Origin of the sequence: Serratia sp. Nf2 (assembly GCF_003028435.1) — a bacterium.
GTDB classification, from domain to species: Bacteria; Pseudomonadota; Gammaproteobacteria; order Enterobacterales; family Enterobacteriaceae; genus Serratia; species Serratia marcescens_L.
The window spans coordinates 347,670-370,577 of record NZ_PYTW01000002.1 but is presented as its reverse complement, the minus strand read 5'-3'; the positions used below and the strand labels follow the sequence as shown (position 1 = coordinate 370,577).

General features: G+C 61.8%; 20 protein-coding genes. 5 read left to right on the top strand and 15 right to left on the bottom strand.

The features are described 5' to 3' along the window. The first annotated feature begins 65 nt into the window (after positions 1–65). Positions 66–1,733: an energy-dependent translational throttle protein EttA gene (gene ettA, locus C9411_RS06800; protein WP_063991457.1), complete on the top strand. Its 1,668-nt coding sequence runs from the start codon at positions 66–68 to the stop codon at positions 1,731–1,733. Between the two features lie 30 nt (positions 1,734–1,763). On the opposite strand, the gene C9411_RS06795 is transcribed toward ettA, so the two are convergent. Continuing rightward, on the bottom strand, positions 1,764–2,669 hold the full coding sequence (locus C9411_RS06795) for an AraC family transcriptional regulator (protein WP_107226732.1): 906 nt from the start codon (positions 2,667–2,669) through the stop codon (positions 1,764–1,766). 162 nt (positions 2,670–2,831) lie between these two features. Here C9411_RS06795 and C9411_RS06790 point away from each other — a divergent pair, with 162 nt between their 5' ends. Together C9411_RS06790 and C9411_RS06785 are read left to right on the top strand one after the other, a co-directional pair. Further along, positions 2,832–3,800: an SDR family NAD(P)-dependent oxidoreductase gene (locus tag C9411_RS06790; protein WP_107226731.1), complete on the top strand. Its 969-nt coding sequence runs from the start codon at positions 2,832–2,834 to the stop codon at positions 3,798–3,800. 14 nt (positions 3,801–3,814) lie between these two features. Next, complete coding sequence (locus C9411_RS06785; protein WP_107226730.1) at positions 3,815–4,822, top strand: NADP-dependent oxidoreductase; 1,008 nt, start codon at positions 3,815–3,817, stop codon at positions 4,820–4,822. Positions 4,823–4,847: 25 nt separating this feature from the next. On the opposite strand, the gene C9411_RS06780 is transcribed toward C9411_RS06785, so the two are convergent. Beyond that, positions 4,848–5,759 carry a LysR family transcriptional regulator gene (locus C9411_RS06780; protein WP_038878520.1) on the bottom strand — a complete coding sequence of 304 codons (912 nt, stop codon included), beginning with the start codon at positions 5,757–5,759 and terminating at the stop codon, positions 4,848–4,850. Between the two features lie 97 nt (positions 5,760–5,856). Here C9411_RS06780 and C9411_RS06775 point away from each other — a divergent pair, with 97 nt between their 5' ends. Further along, the gene (locus C9411_RS06775) at positions 5,857–6,858 is read left to right on the top strand and encodes a zinc-binding alcohol dehydrogenase family protein (protein WP_063991461.1); all 1,002 of its coding nucleotides are present in this window, start codon (positions 5,857–5,859) and stop codon (positions 6,856–6,858) included. 31 nt (positions 6,859–6,889) lie between these two features. Here the strand turns inward: C9411_RS06775 and C9411_RS06770 are convergent, their stop codons facing one another. The 4 genes from C9411_RS06770 to serB form a co-directional block, all read right to left on the bottom strand. Continuing rightward, positions 6,890–8,323, bottom strand: a complete 1,434-nt coding sequence (locus tag C9411_RS06770) for a glycosyltransferase family 39 protein (protein WP_063991462.1) — start codon at positions 8,321–8,323, stop codon at positions 6,890–6,892. Between the two features lie 132 nt (positions 8,324–8,455). Beyond that, entirely contained in the window at positions 8,456–9,730 is a 1,275-nt protein-coding gene (nadR, locus tag C9411_RS06765; RefSeq protein ID WP_063991463.1) for a multifunctional transcriptional regulator/nicotinamide-nucleotide adenylyltransferase/ribosylnicotinamide kinase NadR, read from the bottom strand. A gap of 58 nt (positions 9,731–9,788) precedes the next feature. After that, the gene (gene radA / locus C9411_RS06760; protein WP_025159617.1) at positions 9,789–11,174 is read right to left on the bottom strand and encodes a DNA repair protein RadA; all 1,386 of its coding nucleotides are present in this window, start codon (positions 11,172–11,174) and stop codon (positions 9,789–9,791) included. A gap of 19 nt (positions 11,175–11,193) precedes the next feature. Next, on the bottom strand, positions 11,194–12,171 hold the full coding sequence (serB, locus tag C9411_RS06755; protein ID WP_016929162.1) for a phosphoserine phosphatase: 978 nt from the start codon (positions 12,169–12,171) through the stop codon (positions 11,194–11,196). Between the two features lie 110 nt (positions 12,172–12,281). Between serB and C9411_RS06750 the strand changes: the two genes are divergently transcribed. Next, the gene (locus tag C9411_RS06750; RefSeq protein WP_107226729.1) at positions 12,282–12,965 is read left to right on the top strand and encodes a YtjB family periplasmic protein; all 684 of its coding nucleotides are present in this window, start codon (positions 12,282–12,284) and stop codon (positions 12,963–12,965) included. A gap of 1 nt (position 12,966) precedes the next feature. Here the strand turns inward: C9411_RS06750 and yjjJ are convergent, their stop codons facing one another. From yjjJ to C9411_RS06705, 9 genes are all read right to left on the bottom strand, one after another. Further along, on the bottom strand, positions 12,967–14,310 hold the full coding sequence (gene yjjJ, locus C9411_RS06745) for a type II toxin-antitoxin system HipA family toxin YjjJ (RefSeq protein WP_107226728.1): 1,344 nt from the start codon (positions 14,308–14,310) through the stop codon (positions 12,967–12,969). Between the two features lie 137 nt (positions 14,311–14,447). After that, positions 14,448–15,179: a purine-nucleoside phosphorylase gene (gene deoD, locus C9411_RS06740; RefSeq protein ID WP_004933059.1), complete on the bottom strand. Its 732-nt coding sequence runs from the start codon at positions 15,177–15,179 to the stop codon at positions 14,448–14,450. Between the two features lie 166 nt (positions 15,180–15,345). Continuing rightward, positions 15,346–16,569, bottom strand: coding sequence for a phosphopentomutase (gene deoB / locus C9411_RS06735; RefSeq protein WP_063991466.1), 1,224 nt, complete (start codon positions 16,567–16,569; stop codon positions 15,346–15,348). A 193-nt stretch (positions 16,570–16,762) separates the two neighbouring features. Continuing rightward, positions 16,763–18,088 (bottom strand): thymidine phosphorylase, encoded by a 1,326-nt coding sequence (gene deoA, locus C9411_RS06730; protein WP_063991467.1) that lies wholly within the window; start codon positions 18,086–18,088, stop codon positions 16,763–16,765. A 66-nt stretch (positions 18,089–18,154) separates the two neighbouring features. Beyond that, positions 18,155–18,934 carry a deoxyribose-phosphate aldolase gene (gene deoC / locus C9411_RS06725; RefSeq protein ID WP_004933072.1) on the bottom strand — a complete coding sequence of 260 codons (780 nt, stop codon included), beginning with the start codon at positions 18,932–18,934 and terminating at the stop codon, positions 18,155–18,157. Positions 18,935–19,304: 370 nt separating this feature from the next. Beyond that, positions 19,305–20,582, bottom strand: a complete 1,278-nt coding sequence (locus C9411_RS06720) for a NupC/NupG family nucleoside CNT transporter (RefSeq protein ID WP_063991469.1) — start codon at positions 20,580–20,582, stop codon at positions 19,305–19,307. Between the two features lie 185 nt (positions 20,583–20,767). Continuing rightward, positions 20,768–21,550: a TatD family hydrolase gene (locus tag C9411_RS06715; protein ID WP_107226727.1), complete on the bottom strand. Its 783-nt coding sequence runs from the start codon at positions 21,548–21,550 to the stop codon at positions 20,768–20,770. Then, a complete protein-coding gene (locus C9411_RS06710) occupies positions 21,547–22,665 on the bottom strand; it encodes a patatin family protein (RefSeq protein WP_107226726.1) in 1,119 nt (372 codons plus the stop codon). Before C9411_RS06710 ends, C9411_RS06715 begins: the two co-directional genes overlap by 4 nt. 10 nt (positions 22,666–22,675) lie before the next feature. Then, the gene (locus C9411_RS06705) at positions 22,676–22,861 is read right to left on the bottom strand and encodes a hypothetical protein (protein ID WP_063991472.1); all 186 of its coding nucleotides are present in this window, start codon (positions 22,859–22,861) and stop codon (positions 22,676–22,678) included. Positions 22,862–22,908 lie beyond the last annotated feature (47 nt).

Here is a 22,908-nt window from a genome sequence, read left to right as displayed (position 1 = left end):
GAAACGGGCTACACTCATGCCGCCAGACATCCTATAAATACTGATATAAAGAGGCTTAGAGCAACGTGGCTCAATACGTCTATACCATGCACCGCGTCGGCAAGGTAGTACCGCCGAAGCGTCATATTTTGAAAAACATCTCCCTGAGCTTCTTCCCTGGGGCCAAAATTGGCGTACTGGGCCTGAACGGCGCCGGTAAGTCTACCCTGCTGCGCATCATGGCCGGCATCGATACCGATATCGAAGGGGAAGCACGCCCGCAGCCGGGCATCAAGATCGGTTACCTGCCGCAGGAGCCGCAGCTTAACCTTGAACACACCGTGCGTGAGTCGGTGGAAGAAGCGCTGGCGGAAGTGGTCGGCGCGCTGAAACGCCTGGACGAAGTGTACGCGCTGTACGCGGAAGAAGGCGCAGACTTCGACAAGCTGGCCGCCGAACAGGGCCGCCTGGAAGAGATCATTCAGGCGCACGACGGTCACAACCTCAATACGCAGCTGGAACGCGCCGCCGATGCGCTGCGCCTGCCGGACTGGGACGCCAAAATCGCCCATCTGTCCGGGGGTGAGCGCCGCCGCGTAGCGCTGTGCCGCCTGCTGCTCGAAAAGCCGGACATGCTGCTGCTGGACGAACCGACCAACCACCTGGACGCCGAGTCCGTGGCCTGGCTGGAACGCTTCCTGCACGACTTTGAAGGCACCGTGGTGGCGATCACCCACGACCGTTACTTCCTGGATAACGTAGCCGGCTGGATCCTCGAACTGGACCGCGGCGAAGGCATTCCGTGGGAAGGCAACTACTCCTCCTGGCTGGAGCAGAAAGACGCGCGTCTGGCACAGGAAGCGTCCGCCGAAGCCGCTCGTCGCAAGTCGATCGAGAAAGAGCTGGAGTGGGTGCGTCAGGGTGCCAAAGGCCGTCAGTCCAAAGGCAAGGCCCGCTTGGCCCGCTTCGAAGAGCTGAACAACACCGAATACCAGAAACGTAACGAAACCAACGAACTGTTCATTCCGCCTGGCGCACGCCTGGGCGATAAAGTGGTCGAAGTCAGCAACCTGCGCAAGTCCTACGGCGACCGCCTGCTGATCGACGACCTGTCGTTCTCGGTGCCGAAAGGGGCAATCGTCGGCATCATCGGCCCGAACGGCGCGGGTAAATCCACGCTGTTCCGCATGATGTCCGGTCAGGAGCAGCCTGATTCCGGCAGCATCGTGCTGGGCGATACCGTCAAGCTGGCGTCCGTCGATCAGTTCCGCGACAGCATGGACGGCTCGAAAACCGTGTGGGAAGAAGTCTCCGGCGGGCAGGACATCATGCGCATCGGCAACACCGAGATGCCGAGCCGCGCCTATGTCGGCCGCTTCAACTTCAAGGGCGTCGATCAGGGCAAACGCGTAGGCGAGCTGTCCGGCGGTGAGCGTGGCCGTCTGCACCTGGCCAAGCTGCTGCAGGTTGGCGGCAACGTACTGCTGCTCGATGAACCAACCAACGACCTGGATATCGAAACCCTGCGCGCGCTGGAAAACGCCCTGCTGGAATTCCCTGGCTGCGCCATGGTGATCTCGCACGACCGTTGGTTCCTCGACCGTATCGCCACCCACATCCTGGACTACCAGGACGAGGGCAAGGTGGAATTCTTCGAAGGCAACTTCACCGAGTACGAAGAGTACAAGAAGCGTACGCTGGGCGCCGACGCGCTCGAGCCGCACCGCATCAAGTACAAGAAGATCGCCAAGTAATACCCAAGGCGCCGCATGCGGCGCCTTTTTTTATTCCCGTGTCCGGCGATAGTCGCGCGGCGAGCATGCCATCATGCGCTTAAAGGCGTGGCTGAACGCGCTGTCTGAATCGTATCCCAAACGCTGCGCGATGGTGGACACCGGTTCGCTGCCGGTACGCAAAGCCCGCGTCGCCAGCAGCATGCGCCATCGCGACACATACTCCAGCGGAGCCATACCGGCCTTCTGCTTGAAGCGCAACGCCAGCGTCGAGCGAGAAACGCTAGCAGCGGCGGCCAGCGACGCCACCGTCCAGCGCCGGGCGGGATCGGCGTGCACTGCCTGCATCGCGGCGCCGATGCGCGGATCGAACAAGGCGGGCAGCCAACCCGACGCCGCGCTCTCCTCCCCCATCAGGTATATCCGCAGCGCCTGGGTCAACATGATTTGCCCCAGATGATGCGTCATCAACGTACTGCCCGGTGAAGGCCTAACCAGCTCATCCGCCAGCCGTTGCAGCGCCCATTGCAGCACGGCCGCCTCTTCCGTACCCCCGCGGATCACCATCAGCGCGGGCAGGCTGCCAAACAACCGCTCCACTTCCTGGCCAAAGCTAAAACGACCGCCGATAAACAGGCACGTTTCCCCCTCGCCGCAGCTCGCCATGCCGTTTTTCGCCTGCAGATAAAGCGCGTCTGCGTCGAGCGCCGGCAGTGACAAGTCACTGCCGACGGTCAGCGGCAGGCTACGAGTCAGCAGTAAACAGTCGCCGGCCGCCAGCCACAGCGGTTCAGCCAGCCCTTCCGCCGCCAGCCAACAGCCGCCACGCACCACCGCGTTGAACTTCCCGCCTTGCGGAGCGGGAAAATGAACGGCCCAGTCGCCGCCGGCCTTCAGGCCGCCGAAAAATGCATTTTGGCTGTTCAATGGTGCCAGCACTTCCGATAAAGGATCCATACCCTCTCCCCCTAAGGTCCTTTCAAGAGCATAGCCCGTGCGATGCTCCAGCCAAAGGCGTTAGGACGATGGCGACAGAAATTAGGTTTTTGTTGCATTCAGCCGCTGATAGCACCGACTTACACTCCCAGTGTCACAGCCAACCGCAGCGAGGAACGTCCAATGAACCGACAAGTGCCCCTCAATTCCAGCTTTAACGCCACCACCACCGCCGCCGACGTACTCAAAGATCGTCAACTGGCCGGCATGACGGCGCTGGTAACCGGCGGTCATTCCGGCCTGGGATTGGAAACGACTCGCGCATTGACGCAGGCGGGAGCACAGGTGATCGTCGCCGCCCGCGATCCCGTCATCGCCCGCACTCGTCTGGCCATCGCCGGTATCAGCAACGTCGACATTTATGAGCTTGATTTGGCCGATCAGAGCAACATCAGAAAGTTCACGCAACAACTTCTGGCGACCGGCGTCCACCTCGATATGTTGATCTGCGGCGCCGGCATCATGGCCTGCCCTGAAACCCGTATCGGCCCAGGCTGGGAGGCACAATTCGCGATCAACCACCTGGGGCATTACGCGCTGGTGAACCACCTCTGGCCGGCATTGGCGGGCGGTGCCCGCGTTGTCGTCATCTCATCTTCCGGTCACCATGCCAGCGCCATACGCTGGAATGACGTCCAGTTTCACAGCGGCTATGACAAGTGGCTCGCCTATGGCCAATCGAAAACCGCTAACGCGCTCTTCGCCCTGCAGCTTGACAAGCAGGGGAAAAACGCAGGCGTGCGCGCCTTCTCGCTGCATCCCGGCATGATCCCAACGCCACTGCAGCGCTATCTCTCGCAGGAAGAGATGTTCGCATTGGACTGGATCGACGCCAACGGCAAACCCGCCCACCCGGAAATGCTGAAGACCCCGCAACAAGGAGCGGCAACCCAGGTTTGGGCGGCGACATCACCTCAACTCAATGGCCTTGGCGGATTGTATTGCGAAGATTGCGATGTCGCCCGGCGTAACGATAACGAGGGCTTTTCATTCAGCGGCGTAAAAAGCTACGCCGTCGATCCTGAACAGGCCCAACGCCTGTGGAAACTGTCGGCACAACTCACCGATGTCGATGCCTTCGGCAAGATTTAAACAGGAGCCCACCAATGCAGAATCGCCAAATCATCCTCGTCAAACTCCCTCAAGGAAAACTGACCGTCGATTGTTTTCAGACTCGTGAGGCGCCCATGCCGATCCCCGGCCCTGAAGAGGTTCTGTTGCGCACGCTGTACGTACCACTGGATGCGGCCAGCAGAGCCTGGATGCAGGGCGTCACCTATCGTTCCGGATTGCAGGTGGGAGACATCATGGCCGCGACCGCGCTGGCCGAAGTTGTCGAATCGCGCTCTCCCCTGCTGGCCGCCGGCGATTTAGTGTTGGCAGAAACCGGCTGGCAAACTTTCACGGCCCTACCGGCGGCTGAGGCGCTCAAACAGCCGAACATCGTTCCGCATACGCATTTGCTCAGCGTTTACGGCGTGCCCGGACTCACCGCTTACTTCGGCCTGCTGGAATGCGGACGCCCCAAGGCCGGTGAAACCGTCGTCGTATCCGCCGCTGCGGGGGCGGTAGGCATGTTCGCCGGACAAATCGCCCGGCTTCACGGCTGCCGCACGGTGGGCATTGCCGGCGGCGCCGCCAAAACGGCACTGCTGACGGACAGGCTGGGGTTCGACGCGGCGATAGATTATAAGGCGGAAAATCTGCATGACGCCCTGAGCCGCTCATGCCCCAACGGCATCGATGTGCTGTTCGACAACGTCGGCGGCGATATTTTGGCGACCAGCCTGCCGCACATGGCAAAACAGGGGCGCATCGTTTGCTGCGGCGCGGTATCGCAGTACGATACGGCCTCCCCGCCGGCAGCACCTGCCGGGATCTCGGGTTTGCTCATCGTCAACAGTTTGACGATGCAGGGGTTCCTGTTGGCCGATTTCCTTCAGCGCCAAGAACAGGGGCTGGCGGCGCTCACGGCCTGGGTCGCCGAGGAAAAATTAGTGGTCATCGAAGATCTGATCACCGGTTTTGAGCTGTTGCCCGCTGCGCTGGTCGGCCTGCTGGCGGGCGAGAATATAGGGAAGCGCATCGTCCAGGTGGCGAGGTGCTCCGCCTGATCCGGGAAGGCGACGCTCCCGGCAGTCACTCCCGCGCCAGCTCGCGCGCGTAGTCGTCAAACGCCGGGTGCTGAAGCACCACATCGATGAAGCAGGCCAGCGCCGGGGAATTCAGCTTGCGGCTCGGGTAGACCAGATACAGTTCGTTGCCCTCCGCGCGCCATGCCGGCAAGACTTCCACCAACAGCTTCTGCGCCACCACCTCGCGGCTGAGAAACGCCGGCAACAGCGTGATCCCCGCACCGGCGATAGCGCATTCACGCGCATACAGCAGGTTGTCGGTGGTGTGCGCCAGCGGCAGTTGCCAACGGTAGTAATCGTCGCCGCAGCGCAGGTTCCAGGCCGTCCAGGCGCGGTGAGCGATACAGCGATGCTGCTGCAGCTGCTGCGGGTGTTCGATCGGCGGATGCTGCGCCAGATAGGACGGCGCCGCCAACAGATAGCGCGGCGCATACCCGAGACGGCGACCGATCAGCGAAGAATCCTGCGGCTTGCCGGTGCGCAACGCGGCGTCGAAGCCTTCCTGTACCAGATCCACCATGGCATCGGACACCGACACCTCCAGCGAAACGTCCGGATACTGGCGCTGAAAATCCGCCGCCAGCCGCGCCACCAGGGTCGCCCCCAGCCCGGCGGGCGTCGAGATGCGCAGGCGGCCGCTCGGGTTATCGCGCAGCCGCTGCAGCGCCAGATCGGCGCGTTCAGCGGCAGACATCATCGCCTGACAATGTTCCAGATAACGCTCACCGGCGAAGGTCAGGTTCAGCTGGCGCGTGGTGCGATTGAGCAAGCGCAGCCCCAGCGTCTGTTCGAGCTGGCTGATGCGCTGGCTGACGCTGGATTTCGGCAGCCCGACGCGCTGCGCGGCGGCGGTAAAGCTGCCGCACTCCGCCACCAGCGCGAACAGCGCCATATCCTGCAGCTGTTTGAATTCCATTGTTCACCTTAAACGAACACTCAGTTAGATATTGTCCATCTTATCACCCCTCTGCCGCGGGTCTACACTGGGGGCATCATTTGAAAGGAGTACAATCATGTCGATAAAAGCCATTGCCGTAGACCCGCAGAACCCCGCAGATTTCATCGAAATCTCACCGGAAATGCCGGTTCCCGGCCAGTACGATCTGCTGGTGGAAGTGAAAGCGGCGTCGGTTAACCCGGTGGATACCAAAGTACACGCGGGTCTGCAAAAGAGCGGTCTGCAGCAGCCGCGCATCCTCGGCTGGGACGCCAGCGGCGTCGTGGTGGGCGTAGGCAGCAGCGTCAGCGGCTTCAAGCCCGGCGATGAAGTGTGGTACGCCGGCGATATCACCCGTCCCGGCAGCAACAGCAGCCACCAGTTGATCGACTCACGCATCGCCGCGCACAAACCGCGCAGCCTGAACTGGGCCGAGTCCGCCGCCCTGCCGCTCACCGCCCTCACCGCCTGGGAGGCGCTGTTCGAACACTTGAACATTCAGGATGCGCCGGAGAACAAGACGCTGCTGATCATCGGCGGCGCCGGCGGGGTCGGCTCGCTGGCCATTCCGCTGGCCGCATTGCGCAGCAAGGTGAAAGTGATCGCCACCGCCTCACGGCCGGAATCCGCCGCCTGGTGCCGTGAACGCGGCGCCGATCTGGTGGTGGACTACCGCGATCTGAAGGGCAACCTGGCGCAGCACGGCATCGAGCAGGTGGATTACATCCTGTGCCTGAACGATACCGACGGCCACTGGCCGGCGATGGCCGAGCTGGTCGCGCCGCTGGGCCATATCTGCACCATCGTCGAGAACGCGCAGCCGTTGGATCAAAACGCGCTGAAGCTGAAAAGCGCCGCGCTGCACTGGGAATTCATGTTCACCCGCAGCATGTTCACCACCCCGGACATCGCGCAGCAGGGCCAGATCCTGCAGCAGGTGGCGCAGTTGCTGGACGAGGGCAAGCTGAGCACCACGCTGAGCGAAACCCTGCACGGGCTGACGGTAGACACTCTGACCGCCGCGCATCAACAGCTGCTCGGCGGCCATATGCAAGGCAAGCTGGTTATCGCTTACTAAGCCTGAATCGCGGCGGTGCCCTGCGCCGCCGTTACTGCGGACGAACGAAGCCGACGCACAGCGTCTGCTCGTCGGCATGCGGATCGGCGCGGAACGTCAGCGTCTGCTGCCAATCGAGGCGCAGTTTCGGCCAGTGGGCCAACTCACCGCCGAAGTCGCTGTGCGCGCAGTCTTCACCCAACCGCCCGAACAGGGCGACGCCGTGCTGCGCAATCTGCGAATAGCTGATGTTGACGTTGTAAATATTCGGTCGCGTATGATTGGACCAGCGCGTAATGGTCTGCGGCCGGGAAGCGGCGTACACCGTCATCCACTGCGACAGGTATTCGCCGCCGACGTAGCGCAGGCTGACGCCATACCGTTCCTGCCACTGCCGTTCCACCCCGGCGCTGAACGCCTTGATACCCACCATTTTCTGGCCGGCGTTGCGCACGTTGCCCAGCATCACCGCGGCATACCCCAGATAGACCGCCAGCGCCGCGCACATCAGCCCAATGGTCGCCGCACGCAGTGAACGCACCGGCGGCTGACGTACGCAGCCGACCAGCAGCGCAGGCGCCAGCATGAAGAACGGCTGCAGCCATTCGGTCAGCCGGCCGCCGACGTTGAAGGAGAACCAGAAGGTGATGATGCCGAGCGGCAACAGGTAGACCCACAGCAGTACCCGCATCGGCAACGCCGCTGGCCAGGCCAGCACCGCCCCGCTGCGCCGCAGGATCACCCACAGCGCCAGCGACGGATAGAACACCAGCAACAGCGACTGCAGCATATCGAGGTTGAGCTGCATCTTGATCTGCGAATCCACCCACTTGAAGGCGGCGAAGTCGTGGTTCCACAGCCAGAACAGGTTCGGCAGCACCAGCGCCAACCAGATCGCCACCGCCAGATAGAACTGCGGCTGGCGATAGCAGCGGCGAAGCTGCGGTACGAACAGCGTCGACAGCGCCGCGAAATAGACGAAGGCGAAGGTCGAGTATTTCGCCATCATCGCCAGACCGGCCACCACTGCGAAAACCGGCCACCAGTTGGCCGAACGCGAGATAGCCAGGTGGAAAAACAACGCCATCCACGGCCACAGCATCACCAACAGGTAGTTATCGTTGTAGGGAATGATGTCGAAATTGATGATGCCGGACAGATTGAGCGTCAGCAGCGCCATCCAGGCCAGCGAGGTGCTGCCGCTCAGGCGGCGCGCCAATAGCCAGACGCCCAACATGCCGATGGCGATGGCGATAAAGTGCCCGCCATACCAGTACAGGTTCAGCGGCAGCCACGATAGCCAGATCGCCGGCTGCATCGCCGCACCGACCAGCCAAGGATTTTTCGGTGAGCCCCACTCGCCGTTGAGGCCCCAGTTGAGCGCCTCGACGGCGTCGTAAGGCAGGGTAGGATCGAGATGAACAGTCAGCAGCGTCCAGGCTGCGGCATAGCAGACTAACCAGAGAGCGAGTAAGCGATAAGACATGTCTTCTTCTAAGCGTTATTGTAAAGAAAATCTTAACCTAGTCGCTGTCGAATGAACCATGTTTAAACAAGCCGTTAAATGTGCGCCCGAGAGGCGTTTCTGCCGCCGCGACCGCACATTCCGCTAATTTTCTCAGCCTGCGGCGTGGCGATGGGCGGGCGCATTCGCCAACCGGCCGGCGTCCGCCGCCAGCAGCTGCTGCACCAGCTCGACGCAGCGCAGGAAACGCTCTTCGTAATCGCTGGACTCAACGTGCACATACTCGATGTTGTTGGCGCGCAACATCTCCTCCAGCAGGTGCTGGAACGCCAGGCGATCGGCGGTGCTGCCGAGGCTGCGCAGGCCGTCCGCCACCCACGGCGTGTTGTTTTCCAGCAGGATCACCAGATCGAAACGGTATTCGTCGATCAGCGCCTGCACGAAGGGATGCTCACGCCCCTCGTACTTTTTGCAAAACGCCTGGGTGGTGACGAAATCGGTATCGATAAACGCCACCTTGTTGGCGTACTTGACCGCGAAATCCACGTATTGCGCCTGCCCCAGGGCAATTTTGTCGTAGTCGGAGTACTGCAGTGCCATCTCGTCGCCGCCCAGGTGCGAAAACACGTAATCGCGGCCATATTCCCAGGCGCTGGTGGTGTTGAAGATGTTGGCCAGCTTGTTGACCAGCGTCGACTTGCCGCTCGACTCGCCGCCGAGGATCGCCACGGTGCGCACGAAGAACGGCTTCACCTCGGTCGGGATGTAGTCCCAATAGCGGAACGGATCCTGGCGGATCTGATTGCCGCTGATGTTCATGAACGAACGCTCGGGATCGACCAAGATGGTTTCGATGCCCAGATGCTCGCGGTAGCGCGGCGCATCCTGCGCTTCGCTGGAATAGATGAAGCTCGGCACGATGCCCTTCTGTTCCATAAAGGCCTTCATGCCGTCACTCCACACGTTCCACCCGTGCGGATAGGGCTCGATCCCCTGCTCGTCGAACGAGTGGATATGGATGTTTTTCTGGTACTTGAAGGTCTGCAGCAGCCAGCGCAGGCGATCGCTGACCGTTGGCTGTTGCGACATCGAACTGTTCTCGAACAGCTCGCGGTCGCGTGGCTCGTCGTGGCACAAGATAACGTGCAGTTCGTCCACCTGGCTGCAGGCGCGCTGGATCAGGTAGATGTGGCCGGTGTGCAGCGGGTAAAATTTACCAAACACCACGCCGACTTTAACCTCTTTACGCGGGAACTCCAGCCCGAGAAAACGGTGCAGCGCTTCGAGCTTTTGCGCGCTCGGACTTTTGATCTTGTCGTTCAACAGCTGGCTCAGATAGCCCTTGGTCATGCCGCTGGCATCCGCCACCTGCTGCAAAGTACAGCCCTTTTGCTTAATGGACGTCTTCAGGTAATCAAATTGCGGCATGGCCACCTCCGTTTAGTATGCTAAACAAAATAGCATATCTTTCTCGCCGTCGGCGACATTAATAAAACTCTTCCAGCACGTCGAGCGCGTCCGCCAGCTTCTTGACCCCGAACACCTGCATGTTGGCCGGCGGCTTCTTCGGCATATTGCCGTGCGGCACGATGGCGCGCTTGAAGCCGTGCTTGGCCGCTTCGGAGATGCGCTCCTGGCCGCTCGGCACCGGACGGATTTCTCCCGCCAGCCCCACTTCGCCGAACACCACCAGATCGTTTGGCAGCGGCCGATCGCGCAGGCTCGAGACCAGCGACATCAGCAGCGCCAGATCGGCGCTGGTTTCGCTGACCTTCACCCCGCCGACCACGTTGACGAACACGTCCTGATCCGACATCTGCAGCCCGCCGTGGCGGTGCAGCACCGCCAGCAGGATCGCCAACCGGTTCTGCTCCAGGCCTACCGCCACGCGGCGCGGGTTGGACATCATCGAGTGATCCACCAGCGCCTGGATCTCCACCAGCAGCGGCCGGGTGCCTTCCCACACCACCATCACCGAGCTGCCGGAAGTGACTTCATCGCCGCGGCTGAGGAAGATTGCCGAAGGGTTGCTGACTTCGCGCAGCCCCTGTTCGGTCATGGCGAACACCCCCAGCTCGTTGACCGCGCCGAAGCGGTTCTTGTGGCTGCGCAGGGTGCGGAAGCGGGAATCGGCGTCGCCGTCCAGCAGTACCGAACAGTCGATGCAGTGTTCCAGCACTTTTGGCCCGGCCAGCGAGCCGTCTTTGGTGACGTGGCCGACCATGACGATCGCCACGCCGCGCGTCTTGGCGAAGCGCGTCAGATAGGCGGCGGTTTCCCGCACCTGCGCTACGCTGCCCGGCGAAGACTGAATGTCCGCCATGTGCATCACCTGAATCGAGTCGATCACCATCAGCTTCGGCTGCTCCTGCTCGGCGATCAGGCAGATCTGCTCGATGCTGGTTTCCGACAGCATGTTCAGGCCGCCGGTCGGCAGCCCCAGACGGTGAGCGCGCATCGCCACCTGCTGCAGCGACTCCTCGCCGGTGACGTACAGGGTTTTCATCTGTTCGGACAGTTTGCACAGCACCTGCAGCAACAGGGTGCTCTTGCCGGCGCCGGGGTTACCGCCGATCAGAATGGCGCTGCCGGGCACCACGCCGCCGCCCAGCACGCGGTCGAACTCGAGAAAGCCGGTGGTGAAGCGCGGCAGCGCCTCAAGGCTGATTTCCGACAGCTTCTGTACCTTGCTGACGCCGGCGTCACCGGCATAGCCGCTGAGGCGATCGTTGCGCGCCGCTGCGGGCGACGCGGCCAAACGCACTTCCGTGATGGTGTTCCAGGCATGGCAGGCGCTGCACTGCCCCTGCCAACGCGGATAGTCCGCCCCGCACTCATTGCACACAAATGCCCGTTTTGCCGCTTTTGCCACGTCTTACCTCAATCTTTCGTTATCGCACTTCGTGTTTCAGGCTGCCGGTGAGAATACACAGCACGCCCATCAGATCCGCATGCCGGATCGCCACCTGCGCTTTTTCATACACTTTCGGTTTGGCGTGGTAGGCGATGCCCAACCCCGCCGCCTGCATCATTTTCAAATCGTTGGCGCCGTCGCCGATGGCCACGGTTTGCGCCAGCGGAATCTCAAGCTTCTCTGCCAGCCGCAGCAGCGTGTCGGCTTTGAACTGTGCGTCCACCACCGGCCCCAGCACTTCGCCGGTCAGCTTGCCGTCGCGGATCTCCAGCTCATTGGCCGCTGCCGCCACCAGCCGCAGCCGGTTGCGCAGGTATTCGGCGTAGTAGGTGAAACCGCCGGAGGCGATCGCCACATGCCAGCCCATCGCCTGCAGCTTGCCCACCAGGCTGGTCAGCCCCGGCATCAGCGGCAGCTCGTCGCGCACCTGCTTGAGGATGTTGGCGTCGGCCCCTTTCAGCGTACCAACGCGCTGGCGCAGGCTGGCGGTAAAGTCCAGCTCGCCGCGCATCGCGCGTTCGGTGACTTCCGCCACCTGCTCGCCGACGCCCGCCAGCTTGGCGATCTCATCGATGCACTCGATCTCGATCGCCGTCGAATCCATGTCCATCACCAGCAGCCCCGGCGTGCGCAGGTGCGGGATCTTGCCGAGCGGCGCTACGTCCAGCCCGCTCTCCGCCGCCAGCAGCTTGGCGCGCGGCGTCAACGTGCCCGCCAGGCGCACCACCTGATAATCGTCCACGCCCCAGGCGGTGACGATCACCATCGCCGCGCCCAGCTTGCGTTGGAATTGCGTAATGCGCGCCTTGTCCAGCTTTCTGCCGTATAACAGCCACCCGGTATTGCCCGCCCGGTAGTCCAGCGGCATCACTTCGTCGCCGCTGAGCGAAAGGGGAAGACCCGGCCATTGGGAGATCTCCGCCGGAAGATCGCAATAGGTCAGACTGTTTGACATCATTGACTCCTGAATGGACAAAAACGCTGCATGATAAAACGACGCATCAAGCTATCCTATCGCCAGCGGTTCTGGCAACATAAAGTGTCCCCGATGCCCAAGGAACCTGCATGGCTCGCGCTAAACTGAAATTTCGCCTGCACCGCACCGCTATTATCCTGATTTGCCTGGCTTTGCTGGTGCTGCTGATGCAGGGCGCCTCTTATTTTAGCCTGAGTCACCAAATGGCGCGATCCGAGCAGGTTGAAGAGTTGGCGCAGACGCTGACCAAACAGGTCGCCTACAGCCTGGCGCCGCTGCTGGACGACGACGGCAACACCCCGCGCATCGACGCCATCCTCAAGCAGCTCACCGATCACAGCCGCATTCTCGACGTCAGCGTGTATCAGCTGGACGGCACGCTGGTCTCCCACGCCGGGGAGCAGATAAGTATACGCGATCGCCTGTCGCTCGACGGCAAACGCGCCGGCAGCTACTTCAACCACCAGTTGGTCGAATCCATTCAGGGCAAAGACGGCCCAATCGGCTTTATCCGCATCACCCTCGACACCCACGTGCTGGCGACCGAATCCAAGCAGGTGGACAACACCACCAACCTGCTGCGCCTGATGATCCTGCTGGCGCTGGCGATCGGCATCATTCTGGCGCGCACCCTGCTGCAACACCGCCGCAGCCGCTGGCAGCAGTCGCCGTACCTGTTGACCGCCAACACGCCGTTGGCAGAAGGCAATACGGTGGAAGACGACGAAGAGGATGCGTCGGAAACAAAACAGGAAGCGCCGAAGAAGGGGTAACTCAAGCCAGGCGCTGAATGCGCTCGTGCAGCTTCTGCAGTTGCACCAACATTTGCTCGGCAATCGCCCGGAACGCCTCGCTGATGTCGTCATGTTGCGCGGTTCGCCGCCAGAACTCGAGAGCCAATAGCTCCGCTTGCCGCCAGACGGCGCCGCTCACCTCGTTGCTCAAACGGATCTCCACCGCGTCGCGGCGCAGATTACCGCTGCTTGCCGGGGCAAAAGCCATCGGCAACATATCATACAAAGGCGCCAACATGACCGGCCGCTGGGTTATTCGCAAGAACGACAGGTTGCCTTGGTGCATATCACTGTTGGCGATCAACCGGCCAAAGGCCCAATACAGGGCAATCCGTTGGTAGACTGAGTGATTGATCACCCCTTGCTGCAATAGCCGCTCGGCGGCCACGACCCAGTTGGCGTGGCCGCTGCCGCTGAACTCGGCATCCAGTGCCTCCAGCGACACCATCGCGACCCGCCCTTCTTCACCGATGCGATCAAAGCGCTCAATCTCTAAAAAACATTGCCGGTCGGCGCCGAACAGGATTTGCGCCGATGCGGCAGGCAATCCCGCAGCGGCGACCGTCTGCAACGCCAGCGACTCGGCGATCAGCAAATCGCTCCAGCGCTGTGCAATGACATGCGTCGGCGCCAGGCTGAACTTCACCAACACATGCGCGCGGCGCCCAGGCGCCAGCTCAGCATAGGCGGCAAATTTGGGTTGCTCGCCACCGGCGGAAGAGCCCACCAGTTCCCCGGCCAGCGCCTGGACAGACAATGCGGCGTAACGCTCGGTTTTATCTTCCACCGTGATGGCGGCGGCAGTGTCCCGCATTAACCAACGCTGATAGCTGTCGGCACCAGGCAGCAGATCGCCGGTCATGTCTTCGCCATAACGGCAGAGCGCCAACAAGCGTTGGCCTTCATCCCATCGCCGCACATCCTCCGGCAAATTCAACTCGCGCGCCGCTGCTTTTCCCCAGGCTCGCCCGAGAAAGCCAATCGGCCGTAGGTCGTTCAAATACCATGGTATGCCGTCATAGAGCTGCCACTCTCCGCTGCGCTCATCGCACACCGCACAGTTATCGGCAGGATACAGCGGGCAAAGTGTGGCAAACAGGTGCGCCTTACCCCGTTCATCAACCCGATACAGCGGAAACTGCCTCTCACCGCCGATCCCGCGCCGCAATACATAGCGCGTCGCCTTACCTTTACCGAGGATCAATACTGCGTCCGCCAGTTCGCGGATACGGCGCGATAGCGTCGGCTGGCTGATGCCTAACGCTTCTGTCAGTTGACGAGCCGTAGCTGGCCCATGACGCAAAGCTTGTTCAACGGTGATCATCAGATGAATAGATTGGTGAATAGATTGATAGAGGAAGTAATAGCGTTAAACGGCAGAAAGGTAAAGCGTTAGCCAAAACTGGCCAAGCGGAATGAATAGATTGACAGGCGGGCGCCATGATGACGCCCGCCGGAGTATTACGCTTTGTCGCCCAGCAGTACGGATTCCAGCGCGATAACGATCATTTCGTTAAAGGTGGTCTGGCGTTCCGCCGCCGTGGTCGCCTCGTGACGCAGGATGTGGTCGGACACGGTGCAGATGGTCAGCGCCTTGCAGCCGAACTCTTCGTACAGCTCCGCCGCCACGCCGTAGATGCCGGCCGCTTCCATTTCCACGCCCAGGATGCCGTACTTCTTCATCACCTGGAACATGTCCGGATCCGGCGTGTAGAACAGATCGGCGGAGAAGATGTTGCCCACGCGCGCCGGGATGCCCTGCGCCGCCGCCGCGTCGACCGCATTGCGCACCATGTCGAAGTCGGCGATCGCCGCGTAGTCGTTGTCCTTGAAGCGCAGACGGTTCACCTTGGAGTCGGTGCACGCGCCCATGCCGATCACCACGTCACGCAGTTTGATATCGTCACGCACCGCGCCGCAGGAGCCCACGCGAATGATCTTCTTCACGCCGAATTCGGCGATCAGCTCGCGCGCATAGATGGAGCAGGACGGGATGCCCATACCGTGGCCCATTACGGAGATGCGGCGGCCTTTGTAGGTGCCGGTGAAGCCCAACATGCCGCGCACGTTGTTCACTTCCACCGCGCCTTCCAGGAAGGTTTCGGCGATGTATTTTGCACGCAGCGGATCGCCCGGCATCAGTACTACGTCAGCGAAATCACCCATCTCAGCATTAATGTGCGGCGTAGCCATAATTTTCTTCCTTTAGAAATCTTATTTAATAAAAACGTCAAACATCTAAGCCTTGAATTTCGAGTTGCAGCTAGGCAGCTAGCGGGTGAATCCCCAGGAGCTTACTTGAGTAAGTGACTGGGGTTCACGCGTGAAGCTAACAACGCTGCGGCTTGAAAGACAGGGCTTAGAACAGGGTCTTACCGTAATCCATCGGCGACAGGCCAAAGTAATTGGCGACGGTCTGGCCGATGTCGGCGAAGGTCTCGCGGTGGCCCAGTGAGCCCGGCTTCACTTTCGGGCCGTAAACCAGCACCGGGATATGTTCGCGGGTGTGGTCGGTGCCCGGCCAGGTCGGGTCGCAGCCGTGGTCGGCGGTGAAGATGATGATGTCTTCGTCTTTCACCAGCTTCAGCAGCTCCGGCAGGCGGCGGTCGAACAGCTCCAGCGCGGCGGCGTAGCCCGCCACGTCGCGGCGGTGGCCATAGGAGGAGTCAAAGTCCACGAAGTTGGTGAACACGATGGTGTTGTCGCCGGCCTTTTCCATTTCGATCAGGGTCGCGTCGAACAGCGCGTCGATGCCGGTCGCCTTCACCTTCTTGGTGATGCCGACGTTGGCGTAGATGTCGGCGATTTTACCGATCGACACCACTTCACCGCCCTTCTCGTCCACCAGCTTTTTCAGCACGGTCGGCGCCGGCGGCTCTACCGCCAGATCGTGGCGGTTGCCGGTGCGCTGGAAGTGGCCCGGCTTGTCGCCGACGAACGGACGCGCGATCACGCGGCCGATGTTGTACCCGCCTTCGGTCAACTCTTCACGCGCGATTTCGCACAGCTCGTACAGGCGATCCAGGCCGAAGGTTTCTTCATGACAGGCAATCTGGAACACCGAGTCGGCGGAGGTATAGAAAATCGGCTTGCCGGTTTTCATGTGCTCTTCGCCCAGCTGATCGAGGATCACGGTGCCGGATGAGTGGCAGTTGCCCAGGTAACCCGGCAGCTTGGCGCGCTCCACCAGCTTATCCAGCAGCGCCTGCGGGAAGCTGTTGTGCTCGTCCTTGAAGTAGCCCCAGTCGAACAGTACCGGCACGCCGGCGATTTCCCAGTGGCCCGACGGCGTGTCTTTACCGGAAGAGAGTTCGCTGGCGTAAGCGTAAGCGCCGATGATGTCGGCGTTGCGATCCAGCCCCTGCGGGAAGTTGCCGGTGGATTCTTCCGCTGCTTTACCGAGGCCCAGACGGCTCAGGTTAGGCAGCGTCAGCGGCCCCTGGCGGCCCACGTTGGCCTCACCGCGCGCGCAAACCTCGGCGATGTGGCCCAGGGTGTCGGAACCCTGGTCGCCAAAACGTTCGGCGTCTTCGCTGGCGCCGATGCCGAAGGAGTCCAATACCATAATAAATGTGCGTTTCATCTGTGCTCTCCTGCGTGTTCTCACGCTATTGCGACCGCAAGACTGCAATCGCCCTTATTCTCTAAATTTAGACCCAATGGATTTCAAGTTGTAGCCAGGCGGCTAGCGCGTGTATCTCCAGGAGCTTACTCAAGTAAGTGACTGGGGTGCACGCGTGCAGCCAACAACGCTACGGCTTGAAAGACGAGGGTCATCACGCTTGAGTGATGCGCTTATACACCACCGGCGTCGCCTCCGGCGCCTTGTCGCTCAGCGTCATTGCGCTGCGCACCGCATCGGCCGCCTGCTGCCAGCTCTCTTCATCGTTGGCGTGGATCATCGCCAGCGGCTGCTGGGCATCCACTTTATCGCCCAGGCGCGCCACCTCGGTCAGGCCAACGCTGTAGTCGATGGCGTCGCTCGCCCGACGACGGCCGCCGCCCAGCGACACCACCGCCATGCCCAGCGCGCGGGTATCCATGGCGCTGATGATGCCCGACTTTTCAGCATACACCGGCTTGCTCAGCGTTGCCGCCGGCAGATAGCTATCGTAGCGTTCGACGAAGTCTATCGGCCCCTGCTGCGCCGCCACCATGCGGCCAAACACCTCCGCCGCCTTGCCGTTGTCCAGCACCGCCTGCAGTTTGGCGCGCGCATCGGCCTCGTCTTGCGCCAGGCCGCCGGACAGCAGCATTTCCACGCACAGCGCCAGCGTCACTTCCAGCAGGCGCGGGTTGCGGTATTCGCCGGTCAGGAAGCGCACCGCTTCGCGCACTTCCACCGCGTTGCCGGCGCTGGAGGCCAGCACCTGGTTCATGTCGGTCAGCAGCGCGGTGGTCTTGCAGCCCGCGCCGTTGGCCACGCCGACGATCGCCTGCGCCAAGTCTTGCGACAGCGCATAGGTCGGCATAAAGGCGCCGGAGCCGACCTTCACGTCCATCACCAGCGCATCCAGCCCTTCCGCCAGCTTCTTGGCCAGAATGGAGGCGGTGATCAGCGGGATCGAATCCACGGTGGCGGTAATGTCGCGAGTGGCGTAGAAACGTTTGTCCGCCGGCGCCAGCGAACTGGTCTGGCCGATGATCGCCACGCCGACGTCCTGAATGATTTTGCGGAAGGCGTTATCGTCCGGGAAAATATTGAAGCCCGGAATGGCTTCCAACTTGTCCAGCGTGCCGCCGGTATGCCCCAGGCCACGGCCGGAGATCATCGGCACATAGCCGCCGCAGGCCGCCACCATCGGGCCAAGCATCAGCGAGGTCACGTCGCCCACGCCGCCGGTCGAATGCTTGTCGACGATCGGGCCATTCAGCGCCAGACTCTTCCAATCCAGCACGGTGCCGGAATCGCGCATCGCCATGGTGAGCGCCACGCGCTCCGGCATGCTCATGTCATGGAAGTAAATGGTCATCGCCAGCGCGGCGATCTGCCCTTCCGACACCACGTTGTCGCGAATGCCGTTGATGAAAAAGCGGATTTCCGCTTCGCTTAACGGCTGGCCGTCGCGTTTCTTACGAATAATTTCTTGAGCCAGGAACAAGGCATCCCCCTGTGTCGCCGAGAATCGGTGTAGACGGGCGCGCCTGGCGCCCGCCAACGAAATCGATCAGTAGCCGCCGCCGGCGGTCTGGGTCTGGTGGCCCAGCGCGGTCAGCAAGCTGGCCAGCAGGCTGGAAGCGCCAAAGCGGAAATGCCGCGCGTCGGCCCAGCCTTCGCCCAGAATACGATCGGCAAGTTGCAGATAATGCAGCGCATCCTCTGCGGTGCGCACGCCGCCGGCCGGCTTGAAGCCCACCGTCTTCGCCACGCCCAGATCGCGGATCACCGACATCATCAGCTCGGCGCTTTCCAGCGTGGCGTTGACCGGCACCTTGCCGGTGGAGGTCTTGATAAAGTCCGCCCCGGCCTTGATGGCGATCTCGGACGCCTTGCGGATCAGGTCGGCCTGCTTCAGCTCACCGGTTTCGATGATCACTTTCAGCAGCACGTTGGCCGCCTGACAAGCCTGCTTGCACTGTTTCACCAGCTCGAAGCCGACCTGTTCGTTGCCGGCGATCAGCGCGCGGTAAGGGAACACCACGTCCACTTCATCCGCGCCATAGGCGATGGCCGCGCGGGTTTCCGCCAACGCGATGTCGATATCGTCGTTGCCATGCGGGAAGTTGGTCACGGTGGCGATACGGATATCCGGCGTGCCTTGCTCACGCAGCGCCTTGCGCGCTACCGGGATAAAACGCGGGTAAATGCAGATGGCCGCCGTGTGGCCGGCCGGGCTGTTGGCCTGACGACAGAGGGCGATCACTTTCTCGTCGGTGTCATCATCATTCAGCGTGGTTAAATCCATCAGGTTCAGCGCACGTTGCGCTGCTGCGGTTAATTCGGTCATAAAACTCTCCAACTGAGTACCTGGATGTTGGCGAGCGGACTTGGTTCCATGAAGATAGCGCAGGGGAACGGCGTTCCCGCGGCGGCAACTGAGATCCTTCTCACCGCACATGGCCACCCGCCTTGCGGCCGGCCAGTAATAGCTATTTGAACACGAATGCCGAGGGCGATTCGCGTTCATCGTCACACTATATGAAATAGCACTGTAACAGACCGGAATTATATGTGAAGAGCATCACAAAATAACGCGATATCGTTCACAAATTCGCTAAAGAAGCGGCTGAAGATCGCGGGTGCGGCAAGCACCCGCGTTGCTTAGAGTATAGGCGGAGTCCCGCGATCGGTCGCGCCGTCGCGGGCTCCGGGATGGCTTACAGCGCCAGGAAGAAACCGGCGATGGTGGCGCTCATCAGGTTGGACAGCGTGCCCGCCGCCACGGCCTTCAGACCAAAACGCGCGATGTCGTGGCGACGGTTGGGCGCCATGCTGCCCAGACCGCCCAGCAGGATCGCCACCGAGGAGAGGTTGGCGAAGCCGCACAGCGCGAAGGAGATGATCGCCTTGGTGTGGGCCGACAGCACCTGCAGGCCTTCCGCCGCCACCACGTCGTCCGGGCGCAGATAGGCGCCGAAGTTCATGTAGGCGACGAACTCGTTGACGATGATCTTCTGGCCGATGAACGAACCGGCGGTCATCGCCTCGCTCCACGGCACGCCGATCAGGAAGGCGATCGGCGAGAACACCCAGCCGAGGATCAGTTCAAGCGACAGCTGCGGGTAATCGAACCAACCGCCGATGCCACCGAGAATGCCGTTGAGCAGGGCGATCAGCGCGATAAACGCCAGCAGCATCGCACCGACGTTCAGCGCCAGCTGCATGCCGGAAGCCGCGCCGGAAGCCGCCGCGTCGATCACGTTGGCCGGACGCTCTTCTTCGGCGATCAGTTTCATCGCATCGTCTTTATCGTGGGTCTGCTCGGTTTCCGGCACCATCAGCTTGGCGAACAGCAGCCCGCCCGGCGCGGCCATGAAGGACGCGGCGATCAGGTATTCCAGCGGCACGCCCATCTGCGCGTACCCCGCCAGCACCGAACCGGCTACCGAGGCCAGGCCGCCGCACATCACGGCGAACAGCTCTGACTGGCTCATGGTGGCGATATACGGGCGCACCACCAGCGGCGCTTCGGTCTGGCCAACGAAAATGTTGGCGGTCGCCGACAGCGATTCGGTGCGCGAGGTGCCCAGCAGTTTGTGCAGGCCGCCGCCCAGCACGCGGATCACCAACTGCATGATGCCGAGGTAGTACAGCACCGCAATCAGCGAGGAGAAGAACACGATCACCGGCAGGACGCGCAGCGCGAACACGAAGCCGCCGCCGCCGAACACCTCGAACATCTTGTCGGACACCAGCCCGCCGAAAATGAACGAAATGCCCTGATTGCCGTAGGCGATAACGTTTGCCACACCGTTAGACATACTGCCGAGGATGCTGCGGCCCAGCGGCACGTACAGCACCAGCGCACCGATGCCGACCTGGATGATGAACGCCCACACGACGGTGCGCAGTTTGATGGCCCGGCGGTTGCTGGAGAGCAGCACCGCAATGGCGATCAGCACCGCCATGCCAACCAGACTCATGATGAGTTGCATGCAAAGTTTCCCTGTTGCAAAAAATAAAATACATCCCTGCTCATGAAGAGAGGTCTGCTATTGGAGAGTTTCGGGGGGGGATTATACTGAGCGAGGTCACCCTCGCACCGATTTATGTCACAAATGTATACAACGAGACGCAAATGAAAATCCTATAACGTGACACAAGTCACGTTATGTTGATCTCAATTCGGCATGACGAACAGCGTTTGGGTATTGCGTTGCAGGTGAGCGGCGATCTCATCGGCCGGTTCCGGCCGCAGCTCGCACAGCGTCTGAAACACCTCGGCGGCGCGTTCGGGGCGATTCGGCTGCCCCTGATAGCCGGCCAGCGGCATGTCCGGCGCATCGGTCTCCAACAGCAGCGCCTCGAGCGGCAGCTGCGCCATCACGCCGCGCGTTTTCTGCGCCCGCTCATAGGTGATGGTGCCGCCCACGCCGATGTAATAGCCGAGGCGGATAAACGCCTGCGCCTGCGACAGGCTACCGGCGAAGCCGTGCACCACGCCGCGACGCGGCAGCTGCATGCGCCGCAGCGCCGCAGCCAGCTGATCGTGGGTGCGGCGCGAATGCAGGATCACCGGCAGGTCATGCTGTTTCGCCAGCTTCAACTGGGCCAGTAGCACGCTGTGCTGGCGCTCGAACTGCGGGTTGTCCATATACAGATCGAGCCCAATCTCCCCTACCGCCACCAGCTTGCGCGGCCGCTCGGCCAGCAGCGCCGCCAACTGTTCCAGCTGCGGCTCATGATGCTGCGCGATATACAGCGGGTGCAGCCCCAGCGCGACGAACAGCGGTGCGTGATCCTGCGCCAGCCGCAGCACCCGGGCAAAGCGATCGGCGGTGACCGTCGGGACGATGATGCGCTGCACGCCGGCGCTTGCCGCCCGCGTCAGGCTCTCGGCCTCATGCCCGGTAAAGGGCGGAAAATCGAAATGGCAGTGGGTATCGGTAAAGGCGTAACTCACAGCGCGCCCCCTTCACCCGGCGGCAAATCGCCCGGCAGAATGATCTTCGGTGCCGCCACGGCGGCCTCCGGCTGCGCTGCCAGATCGGGCGGCATGACGATGTCAGTCACGATCGGCGAAGGCATTCTGACGTTCTCCGGCTGGATCAGGCGGCGCGACAGCGTTTTTTTCACCTTCATGCCGTCCGGCTCCGGCTGCGCCATCCACTGGCCGACGGTGGCCAGGAAGTAACGGCCGCAGCGGCGCCCCAGGTGATAATCCTGATTGAGCGACCCCAGTCGGCTGCCCAGCGCATTGCTGGCCAGCGGCTTCGGCGGAAAGATTTCGAAGATGCGCAGCTTGCCCGGCGGCTTCTCGATAAAACGCTGGATGCGGTGATAGCTTTGCTCGTGATGCTGCAGGATGCGCACCATCTGCTGCAGGCTGCTGTCGCTCAGCCAGTGCTCCATGCGCTTCATCCACTGCGGGGTGTAGTACATCTGCGAAGGCACGGTGCGGATCACCACGATGGTGTCGGCGCCGCGACGATAGGCCTCTTCCACCGGGATCGCATCGCTGATGCCGCCGTCCTGGTAGCTGATGCCGTCCAGCTCCACGCCCTGGCGATAAAAACCGGGAATGGCGCTGGATGCCTTGATGGCCGGCAGCCAGCGTTCGCGCTGCGCCGGCAGATAGGTCGGTTCGAAATCGTCGCTGCGACAGGCACACAGCAGGAACTCGCGTCCGTCGGTAAGATGCTGTTCCGCCACGTCCATCGCCAGCGGCATCTGTGCCGCCGCCGTATCAACCAGCCAATCGAGATCGATCAGATGCCCGCCGCGCACGAAGCGCAGCGGATTGAAGAATTGGGCCGAGGTGGTGTAACGGGTGATCACCCGGCGCGCGTAGCCCATCTGCCCGCAGATATAGGCAGACAGATTCTGGGCGCCGGCCGATGTGCCGATCATCAGGTCGAAAGGGTTAAAGCCCGCGCGCTGAAACTCGTCCAGCACGCCGGCGGTGAAAATGCCGCGCTGGCCGCCGCCTTCGCAGACCAGCGCCATCTTGCCTGGCCGAAAGGGTTTAGACGCCAGCGGTTCTATATTGCCGAGCGTGATGGGTATTCTGTATCCCAACTTGGCATCCTCAGTGAGACGTTTTCTCCGAGGATACCGCGTCTCGCTCTCTTCCGTAATCCTCTTGCAGCACACCGGCGAGGAAATCATTACTGCCGGCCAGCCAGGCGCAATCGCTGCCGGACCATTCGGCCAATGCCTGCCATACCTGGCCTTTCAGCTGTTTCCAGCGCCCGACGATGATGTCGCTGTTCATGGCCGGCCCTCCCCGACGTGAGAAAAGGAATTAAGCTTTGTTACAGT